Source organism: Flavobacterium sangjuense (assembly GCF_004797125.1).
Classification (GTDB): domain Bacteria; phylum Bacteroidota; class Bacteroidia; order Flavobacteriales; family Flavobacteriaceae; genus Flavobacterium; species Flavobacterium sangjuense.
Genome location: NZ_CP038810.1, coordinates 1,559,355 through 1,571,191 on the forward strand (window position 1 = coordinate 1,559,355; position 11,837 = coordinate 1,571,191).

At 40.2% G+C, this 11,837-nt stretch carries 2 protein-coding genes; both read left to right on the forward strand.

The features are described 5' to 3' along the window. The first annotated feature begins 318 nt into the window (after positions 1 to 318). Positions 319 to 3,840: a T9SS type A sorting domain-containing protein gene (locus GS03_RS06775; protein ID WP_136151796.1), complete on the forward strand. Its 3,522-nt coding sequence runs from the start codon at positions 319 to 321 to the stop codon at positions 3,838 to 3,840. Positions 3,841 to 4,380: 540 nt separating this feature from the next. Beyond that, positions 4,381 to 11,808: a YDG domain-containing protein gene (locus tag GS03_RS06780; RefSeq protein WP_168710279.1), complete on the forward strand. Its 7,428-nt coding sequence runs from the start codon at positions 4,381 to 4,383 to the stop codon at positions 11,806 to 11,808. Positions 11,809 to 11,837 lie beyond the last annotated feature (29 nt).

Below are 11,837 nucleotides of genomic sequence, written 5' to 3' on the forward strand. Positions count from 1 at the left end.
TCGAGAAATCGAGGGTCTTTTTTTGTTTCAATAGTATATCTAAAAGGGAGTAGATAATCAAATCAGTATTATTCTTAATTACAAATCCTATAAATTTTGACAGGAATTATTTTAGATTACTTACTTTATTAACTAAAAATCAATAATTTATTAACACGCAAACGTTTTCGTTTAGTGTAATTGAACCTGGGAAGTATTTTAAATAAGGTTTATTCTATATATTTACATTCCCTAAGTTTACTCTTTTCATACAATAGCCATGAATTAAATGCATTTTTAATTAATGCAATAATTTAAACATTTAATTTATTTTTTTTTATGAAAACAAAATTACTCAATTATCAAAAAATTGTTAAATCCGCATTTGTTTTACTTTTTCTTTATTCAAGTACTGCCTTCGCAGGTGCTGGGTTTTGGAAGCAATATGTAATTATTAATAATGGAGGAGGTAATACCTACTATGGTAATAGTCTCGGGTCATTTTTTAATGGCGCCAATTTAGGGACTTATTGTCAAAATGCCACATTAATCCTAAATGGGGCAGAAGCCAACACATTCCAGAATGGCAATGATAATGTTACCTGCGATGTATTCTGTCCCCGTATGTATTACAGAATTTACAAAAGTGGGACTACCGCACCCAGTTACACAGTTATGAGTTTAGGATTTAGATCTGTGGCAGGTAATAATGATAAAAAGTGGGATCAAACTACTCAGAATATCAACATGCTTTCCGGAACCACTGCCGGGACATATGTTATTGAGGTTTATTTTGAGGGAAATGCAGTATATTCTGGTGGTAACTTTAGTTTTAGTGATGGAACTTCCAGTGGCCCTTACACAGCAACTTTTACTGTTACTGACATACCAGCAATTACTGGTATAACAGGAAGTATCTCGAATACAGCATTATGTTCTAATGCTACCCAAACGCTTACAGCGAACGGTGTTGCAGGGACTGGTGCCACAGTAAACTGGTGGACAGCTACCAATGGAGGAGGAACTAATTTGGGTACAGGTACGACCTTGACTAATAGAGGTCCGGGGACTTACTTTGCAAGAGTAACGGGAACTTGTAGTCCAGCTGTTGAAGCATCTATAACTATTTCGTCAACTGCGATTCCGGCTATCACGAATATAACAGGAAGCGTATCAAATACAGCATTATGTTCCAATGCTACCCAAACGCTTACAGCGAATGGGGTTGCAGGAGCAGGTGCTACAGTAAACTGGTGGACAGCCACCAATGGTGGAGGAACTAATTTGGGTATAGGTACGACCTTGACTAATAGAGGTCCGGGGACTTACTTTGCAAGAGTAACGGGAACTTGTAGTCCAGCTGTTGAAGCATCTATAACTATTTCGTCAACTGCGATTCCGGCTATCACGGATATAACAGGAAGCGTATCAAATACATCATTATGTTCCAATGCTACCCAAACGCTTACAGCGAATGGGGTTGCAGGAGCAGGTGCTACAGTAAACTGGTGGACAGCCACCAATGGTGGAGGAACTAATTTGGGTATAGGTACGACCTTGACTAATAGAGGTCCGGGGACTTACTTTGCAAGGGTAACGGGAACTTGTAGTCCAGCTGTTGAAGCATCTATAACTATTTCGTCAACTGCGATTCCGGCTATCACGGATATAACAGGAAGCGTATCAAATACATCATTATGTTCCAATGCTACCCAAACGCTTACAGCGAATGGAGTTGCAGGAGCAGGTGCTACAGTAAACTGGTGGACAGCCACCAATGGTGGAGGAACCAATTTGGGTACTGGTACAACCTTGGCTAATGCAGGTCCGGGGACTTACTTTGCAAGAGTAACGGGAACTTGTACGCCAGCTGTTGAAGCTTCTATAACTATTTCGTCAACTGCGATTCCGGCTATTACGAATATAACAGGAAGCGTATCAAATACTTCATTATGTTCTAATGCTACACAAACGCTTACAGCGAATGGGGTTGCAGGAGCAGGTGCTACAGTAAACTGGTGGACAGCCACCAATGGTGGAGGAACCAATTTGGGTACTGGTACAACCTTGGCTAATGCAGGTCCAGGGACTTACTTTGCAAGAGTAACGGGAATTTGTACGCCAGCTGTTGAAGCTTCTATAACTATTTCATCAACTGCGATTCCAGCTATTACGAATATAACAGGAAGCGTATCAAATACTTCATTATGTTCTAATGCTACACAAACACTTACAGCGAATGGAGTTGCAGGAGCAGGTGCTACAGTAAACTGGTGGACAGCCACCAATGGTGGAGGAACCAATTTGGGTACTGGTACAACCTTGGCTAATGCAGGTCCAGGGACTTACTTTGCAAGAGTAACGGGAACTTGTACGCCAGCTGTTGAAGCTTCTATAATAGTAAATTCAGTTACTGCCGAAACATGGTATTTAGATGCAGATGGCGACAGATATATCACTTCTTCACCAACTACGGTTACTGCGTGTTCACAACCTGCAGCTACAGCACCAGCAGTTTACAGAGTAGTAGGAGGAGCACAAGGAGTACTAGGATTTGGAGTAGCATTTGACTGTAATGATTCAGCTGCCACGATTTATCCAGGAGCTGCAGAGACTTGTTACGACGGCATACTTCAAAACTGTAATGGTAGCTTACTATCAGGGTGTGCTATTATAACTTCGAGATTACGACTAGGTGATTGTGGAGCAAACTTAACCAGTACGGGTCAGATAATTCGAGGCGATCGTTTTTCACAGGCGATTCCATCCGGAGTAACAGTTACAGGTTATCGTTTTAGAGTTACCAATACACAAACAGGAGCGTTTCGTATTGTGGATCGTCCAAACTATGTTTTCCAATTAACCTATACAGATATTGCTACATATAGCACTACTTATACTATAGAAGTAGCGCTTCGATTGAATCAGGAATGGATGCCTACTTATGGTGCTGCGTGTAGTGTTACTACGCCAGGAGTAGCGCAGACTGCATTGACTGATTTGGCTTGTGGCAGTCATTTGGCACAGGTATCAAGTACGATTCGTGCGACAAGTGTAGTTTCTGCATCAAGTTATGATTTTGAGGTTTCGTTGATTGAGGATGATTTAGTTACGGCTACTACAGTCTTTAACAGTCCGAGTCCGTCTTTCAATTTATTACAATTGAGTAGTTTCCCAATTAAGTTTGGTGCTGAGTATCGAATCAGAGTTAAGGCAATAGTTTTAATTGACAGTGTTGCTCTGCCTTCAAGCTATGGGACTACTTGTTCAGTATTTACGCCAGAAGCACCGCTTGCTTCACTGCGCGATTGTGCAGGGGAAGGTGGGCTTGCTCTGACTTCGTACAACACTGTTATTTATGCTAATCCACTAGGTATAGGAGGAGCTCAATATATATTTACATTGTATAATGAAGATGGCTACAGCCAGCAGTATTATAGTTATAACCGATATGTACGTTTAATGGACTTCCATTTATTGACACCATTGACAGTAGGTGGGGATTATAAGCTACAGGTAGATGCATTTATTTATGGTTTCCCTTATGCTGGTAAAGATTGTGATATTTCTGTTCCGGCACCACCGACACCATCGGGCAAAATAGTTGTAGCTACAGTATTCCAGGCGAGTGCTTATCCGAATCCTTTTGCGAATAACTTTATGCTGGATGTTAAGACCTCTAGTGATTCAGTAGTGAACTTAAAAGTTTATGACATGGTTGGAAGATTGATCGAGCAGCGTGAAGCGAGAGTATCTGATTTAGAAACAACGACCATCGGAGATCATTATCCGAGTGGTGTTTACAACGTGGTTGTATCACAGGAAGATAATGTACAAACGCTACGTGTAGTAAAACGATAATAGCTATTTGTTATTTATAATAAAAAGGCCTTCGAGAAATTGAGGGTCTTTTTTTATTAGCTGTTGTTTGTTTAACCTGTTGGGTGTAATTTATTTTTAAGTATTTTTCTATAAAAAAACAACACAAAAACTTCTTTTTAGCCGCTTATTTACTTTACTGATTTTTGCCTTCTAAAACACATTTTTAAAAATAAAAAACACCCTTAATCCTTTCCACCTGCTTATTTATATGGGATTTCCTAATTTTATTTTTGATAATTTAGGTATTATATTTTTATGGATGCTATAAAAATACAGTCAAATAATTATTGACTGTTTTGTTTTTTTAACAAAAAAATGATTTACTACGATACTTTTTATTAACATTTTTTGTTTCGTATTCTATTTTGTTGTAAAATTGTACTAGTTATGCAATCGATTGCATTAATTTATTCATCATCAGTAGTTTGTATTATCATTTTTTTGATGAAAAAGTTACTTTAACGCAATCGATTACATTATTTTATGTCAAAATCAATTTTTAACTTAATTATTTATTTTATGATTAAAATTACCCAAAATTTTCATCAGGCAAAAGCCAAAACGGCGGTTCATCGATTGCTGGGGGTTTTTGTTTTAGCCTTGTCAATATTTAGTGTGGGAAATGCTTTTGGGCAAATTTCTATGACATCTAGCCCAACAAGCTATTCGCAGAACTTTGATGTACTAGCAACGAATAGTCCAGGTAGTAATGTAGCATGGGCTGACAATAGTACGATAGCAGGTTGGTATTGTAATCAAACTAGCTACAGAACATACACAACGGGTGATGCCACCCCTACCAATAGATTTTGGTCTTGCGGATCAAGTACTTCCAGTACTGAAAGATCTTTTGGTTCAATGATGACTAGTACTACAGTAAGAGATTGGGGGGTTAAACTTACCAACAATACTGGTAGTACATTAAATTCTATAACAATTGGCTTTGATGCGGAAAGGTGGTATACAGCTGGTACAGGGAGTAATTTTATTATACAATATTCAACTTCTGTAAGTACTCTTGGTACTGCAGTTACAAATACAACTGGTGCAAGTACTGGATGGACAACTATAGCGACAATTAGTTCGCCAGCTACATCATTAAGTTATACATTGTCTTCTCTTTCACTAACAAATGGGTCAACAATTTTTATTAGATTCTTTTCTGTTTATATGGGTTCAGCATCTAATGTGTCTTTATGGGCAACAGATAACTTTACAGCAAGTTGGGCTTCCGGTTCTTCTATTACAGCTCCAGCATTAGGGACACAGCTTACAACAACTTATGGGACTGCATCTACGGCACAAACTTCTGCTGTAGTTGGTTCTGGTTTAAGTGTTGGTATTACAGCTACGGCGCAAACAAATTTTGAGGTGTCAAGTGATAATGCTACTTTTGGTCCTACTGCTAGTCTTCCTCAGGCAGGAGCGACCTTGTATGTTCGTTTAAAGTCAGATGCTCCCGTAACAGGTTCGTATAACGATGTTAATGCTGCGTTATTATCAAGTACAGGTGCGGCTTCTGTTTATGTTAAAACAAAACCGACTTTAAATGCGGTTACCGCCAAAGCCTTAACCATAACAGGTCTTACAGGTAATAACAAACCGTATGATGGTAACACAACCGCTTCGTTTACTGTTGGTACTTTGGCTTATACAGGTTTAGTTAATAGTGAAAGTCATGCAGTAAATACTACCGGAACACAAACAGCAGCTTTTACAACAGCATCTGCTGCTGATGGAAAGCAAATAACGGTTTCAGGCTATTTGCCTCCTACAGCAAATTATACAGTTACACCACCTAGTTTAACAGGAAATATTACTAAAGTACCTTTAACTATTACTGCCGGGAATCAAAGCGTAACTTATGGTACAGCGGCAGCTACCGTTACTGCTGCGGGTACTTATACCCCAACCGGTTTTGTAAATAGTGAGAATTCATCGGTTATAACTGGTACTGCTTCTTATACAACTTCTTATACTGATACTACAGCTGCGGCAACCCCAGGTGTTACAATTACTCCTGTGGTAACTGGTTTAATAGCTACTAATTATAGCTTTACTCCGGCAAATGGTACTATCACGATTACGAAAGCTAATTCAAGCATTTCAATTACAGGAGGAAGTCCTACTTATGCTTATGATGGTAATCCTCAAGGACCAACTACTTCTAGTGTAACAGGTTCTACAGGTACGGTATCTTATTTATATACAAATACTTCCGGTCCTGCTTATAACAGTAGTGCACCGCCATCTAATGCAGGCGCCTATCAGGTAGTAGCAACGGTAGATCCGGATACTAACTATAACGGAGCTTCATCAACACCTTATGCTTTCAGTATTATATCGGCTACGATGCCGGAAATAACTAGTCCGTTAACAGCTTCTGCAACTTATGGCGTTGCCGCAGCGACCTATACAATTACAGGTACTTTCTCACCTACATCATTTGATGCAATAGGATTACCAGCTGGTTTAAGTGTAAATACTTCTACAGGTGAAATTACAGGAACGGCTACTGCTGCACCAGGTAATTATAACGTAACTATTAGCGCAACTAATGGAACTGGTACAGGAGATGACATCCTTGTTTATACTATCCTTGCAAAAGAACTTACGGTTAATAGTGCTGTTGCTAATAATAAAGTATATAATAGAACGGATGCAGCTACTTTTTCAGGAACTTTAAGTGGTTTTGTGAATGGTGATGATGAATTTGATGTAAGCTTAAATGGAACAGGTACTTTTGCACAGGTAACAGTAGGTACAGCAATAGCGGTAACTTCTACAGCTACATTAGGAGGTGCTAAAGCAAACTATTATACTTTAACACAACCAACAGGTTTATCAGCAGATATTACCCAAAAAGGATTAACAATTAGCGGTGCCACAGTAACTCCTAAAACATATACAGGAACTGCAGGGGCAACTATTACGGGTGGCAGCTTAGTGGGAGTTATTTCTCCTGATTCGGTTACGCTTGTAAATGGTGGCGGAACATTTGCTGATGTAAATGTAGCTAATGGAATTTCAGTAGCCTCTGCATTTAGTTTGGCAGTTGGTGGTGATTCTGCGAATTATACGGTGGCACAACCAACATTAACCGGAAATATCACGACAGCACCATTAACCATTACCGGTTTAACAGGAGTGAATAAACCATATGATGGTAACACAACCGCTACGTTTACAGGAACTCCTGAGTATTCTGGATTGCAAAACGGAGAAACGTTTTCGGTTACCGGTACCGGGACAGCAACTTTTGCCAATGCAACAGCTGGTAATGGAAAAACGATAACTATTAACGGTTATACTGCTCCTTCAGCTAATTATAGCGTTACAACTTCTACTGTAACCGCAAACATCACTAAAGTAGCTTTAACTATCACTGCGAATAACCAAAGTGTTGGTTATGGTACAGCTGCATCTGTTGTTACTGCAGCAGGTGCTTATACAGCTACAGGTTTTGTAAACAGTGAGACAGCTTCAGTTATATCGGGAGCAGCAAGTTATACTACTAATTATACAAATACTACTGCAGTTGGTGCTTCGGGAGTTACTATAACTCCTGCGGTTGGTACTTTATCAGCTGCTAATTATAGTTTTGGTACTTTTGTAGATGGTACTATTACGGTGACTGTTGTTACTAATACTACTGATTATTTCCGATCTACCGGCAATGGTGATTGGGGTGATATTGCAACATGGGAAGCGTCTGTTGATGGAGCTACTAATTGGCATACTTCATCTTTAGTTCCTGGTGCATCTGCCGCTATGGCGACCATTCAGGATGGACATACTGTTACTATCAGTGCAGATAGAACAATTGGTAATACAACTATCAATAGTGGTAGTACCGGAGGTACTCTGAAAACTACTACAAGTGCCGTTGTTACTGTTTCATCAACTAAGACCCTTACTGTAAATGGTACTTTTGAGAACAATGGTACCGTTACTAACTTGGTGTCTACAGGTGCTACTGTATTATTTAATGCTAACAGTACTTATCTTTTATCAGGAACAAGTGCATTCTTTCCAGGGGGATCTACGGTGACTTGGAATGCAAATTCTACAATCAATGTAACAGGAGGGCCTATTTCAGGTAATTTGGCTACTACCGCAAGTACTGTATATGGTAATATTACATTCAATACAGATGCCCCAACAGGTACCATTGTTCCTTTTAGTAGTAATAGTGGTTTACAAAGAATTGCAGGTAATTTGACGGTTACAAAATTTGGAACAGGTTTGTTGCAACTAATATCCAGTGGAGGTACGAATATTTTGCCTATTGACGGTAATTATTTGCAATCAGCCGGTTCAGTTGTAATGAATCCTTCTTCAGCTTCTTCAACTACTTTTAGACCCATTGTTGTAAAAGGTAATTTTACTTTGGATGGTGGTACGTTTCGCTTATCAAGTAGTACAGCAAACTGTTACCTGATTGTAAAAGGAAACTTTACAGTGAACAACAGTGCAATTATAGAAAACACAGGTGGTACCAGTGCCAGTGGAGCAGCATATGTTCACTTGGCCGGGAACGGTGCGCAAACTTATTCTCGCTCTACAACCAGTACAATTACAGCCACGGCGGGTAACCAGATTAATTTTGTTGTAAATGGTGGTAACGTTTTAGATATGGGTACAAGTATTATTGATGGTAGTGCGAATGTGAATGTAACGGTAAGTGGTGCGTATACATCCTCTGCACTTGTCGGTAATACAGCAGTTAGTGCTACGAGTACTCTTATTACTATAACCAGTGGAAGTATGACAGGTATATTACCGGGTATGGCTATCTCAGGAGGAAGTATCCCTGCCAATACTTATGTGACAGCTGTATATTCTGGTACTCAATTACAATTGTCAAAAGCCCCTACAGCTACTGCCACTGGTGTAAGTTTCACCATAGCTTCAGCTTCAGCAGCAACAATTAAGACTGCTAATGCAGGCGGCCTCGACAGTGCTTTTGCAAATGGCGGAACTAAAACACTGAACCCGGCTGCAAACTACGAGTTTAATGGTACTGTTGCGCAGGTAAAAGGTTCATTGCTGACAAATGCTGCTAATTTAACTATTAACAACCCTGCAGGTGTAAGCTTTAATACTCCTGTCACTGTAAGTGGAAACTTATCGATAACAGCAGGATCAACTTTAAGTGTAGCAAATGGTTTGAATATTCCGGTTGGAAGTTTGACATTGGGTGGAGCTGCTCAGGCTAGTGGTTCTACTTATGGAGGTACAGGGTCTAATGCCGGAACAATAAATGCAACATATTTTGCTGCAACAACAGGTACTGTGTCAGTGGGACCTAGTATCTCATTTACGGGTACTCCTCTTACTGCTGTAAATACTACTTATGGAACAGCTTCGGCTTCAACTACTTTTTCTGTTTCAGGAGTTAGTATGACTGCTGGTATTTTAGTAACGCCACCATCAGGATATGAGGTTTCTTTGTCTTCTGGTTCAGGTTATGGAGCTACGGTAACAGTAGGTGCGGCGGGTACTATTGCTTCAACTCCTGTTTATGTGAGATTAGCTGCGACAACAGCTGTGGGTGCTTATTCTGGTAATATTGTTCTATCTAGCACTGGTGCTTTAAGTAGAAACGTTGCTACTGTTTCGAGTACTGTAAAACCTACTACTCCAGTGGTAACCGTAGTTAATAACTGTGATGGTACATCAACTTTGTCTACCACTGCTACTGGAACTTTATTATGGAGTACTAATGAAACAACAGCTAGCATTACGGTAAATGCTGCAGCAACCTATACGGTAACTCAAACAGTAAATTCAGTTACAAGTGATGCCGGTAGCGGAACAGCTGCGCCAAGAACAGCGCCAACAGCGGCTATCTCAAACAACAATGGTTTAGCACTTAACTGTACCACACCAAGCACTACCTTAACGGCTAGTGGAGGAGGTACCTATTCATGGTCAACCGGAGCTACTACAGCTGCAATTACAGTTTCACCAACAGCTGCTTCTACTGATTATACAGTAACGGTAACAGCTGCTAACGGATGTACAGCTACTGCTACTGCTACAGTTACTGCAGATAAAACAGCACCGATAGCGGCTATTTCAAACGACAATGGTTTAGCACTTAGCTGTACTACACCAAGCACTACCTTAACGGCTAGTGGTGGAGGTACTTATTTATGGTCAACCGGAGATACTACGGCTGCGATTACAGTTTCACCGACCGCAGCTTCTACAGATTATACGGTAACGGTAACAAGTGCTAATGGATGTACAGATTCAAAAACGGTGACAGTCACAGCTAATAAAACTGCACCACCAACCCCAACTATTTCTGCGGGAGGTCCAACTACATTCTGTTCAGGCGGAAGTGTTGTTTTGACTTCGAGTGCGGCATCAGGTAACACTTGGTCAACAGGTGCTGTATCGCAAAGTATCACAGTAAGTACAGCAGGGGACTATACAGTTCAGGTTACCAATGGTTTTGGATGTCAAAGTTTATCATCGGCGGCTACGACAGTTACCGTAATCGCTCAGCTGGTTTGGTATTTAGATGCTGATAACGATGGTTATTCAAGTAGTGCAGCATCATCAGTTTCAGCCTGTACTCAGCCTGTTGGTGGTTATAAACTCGCTGGTCAGTTAGCCAATGCAGGAGTAGGCAGTATAGGAACAGATTGTAATGATTCAGTTGCTACGATTTATCCAGGAGCTGCAGAGACTTGTTACGACGGCATACTTCAAAACTGTAATGGTAGCTTACTATCAGGCTGTGCTATTATAACTTCGAGATTACGACTAGGTGATTGTGGAGCAAACTTAACCAGTACGGGTCAGATAATTCGAGGCGATCGTTTTTCACAGGCGATTCCATCCGGAGTAACAGTTACAGGTTATCGTTTTAGAGTTACCAATACACAAACAGGAGCGTTTCGTATTGTGGAGCGTCCAAACTATGTTTTCCAATTAACCTATACAGATATTGCTACATATAGTACTACTTATACTATAGAAGTAGCGCTTCGATTGAATCAGGAATGGATGCCTACTTATGGTGCTGCGTGTAGTGTTACTACGCCAGGAGTAGCGCAGACTGCATTGACTGATTTGGCTTGTGGCAGTCATTTGGCACAGGTATCAAGTACGATTCGTGCGACAAGTGTAGTTTCTGCATCAAGTTATGATTTTGAGGTTTCGTTGATTGAGGATGATTTAGTTACGGCTACTACAGTCTTTAACAGTCCGAGTCCGTCTTTCAATTTATTACAATTGAGTAGTTTCCCAATTAAGTTTGGTGCTGAGTATCGAATCAGAGTTAAGGCAATAGTTTTAATTGACAGTGTTGCTCTGCCTTCAAGCTATGGGACTACTTGTTCAGTATTTACGCCAGAAGCACCGCTTGCTTCACTGCGCGATTGTGCAGGGGAAGGTGGGCTTGCTCTGACTTCGTACAACACTGTTATTTATGCTAATCCACTAGGTATAGGAGGAGCTCAATATATATTTACATTGTATAATGAAGATGGCTACAGCCAGCAGTATTATAGTTATAACCGATATGTACGTTTAATGGACTTCCATTTATTGACACCATTGACAGTAGGTGGGGATTATAAGCTACAGGTAGATGCATTTATTTATGGTTTCCCTTATGCTGGTAAAGATTGTGATATTTCTGTTCCGGCACCACCGACACCATCGGGCAAAATAGTTGTAGCTACAGTATTCCAGGCGAGTGCTTATCCGAATCCTTTTGCGAATAACTTTATGCTGGATGTTAAGACCTCTAGTGATTCAGTAGTGAACTTAAAAGTTTATGACATGGTTGGAAGATTGATCGAGCAGCGTGAAGCGAGAGTATCTGATTTAGAAACAACGACCATCGGAGATCGTTATCCGAGTGGTGTTTACAACGTGGTTGTATCACAGGAAGATAATGTACAAACGCTACGTGTAGTAAAACGATAATAGCTATTTGTTATTTATAATAAAAAGGC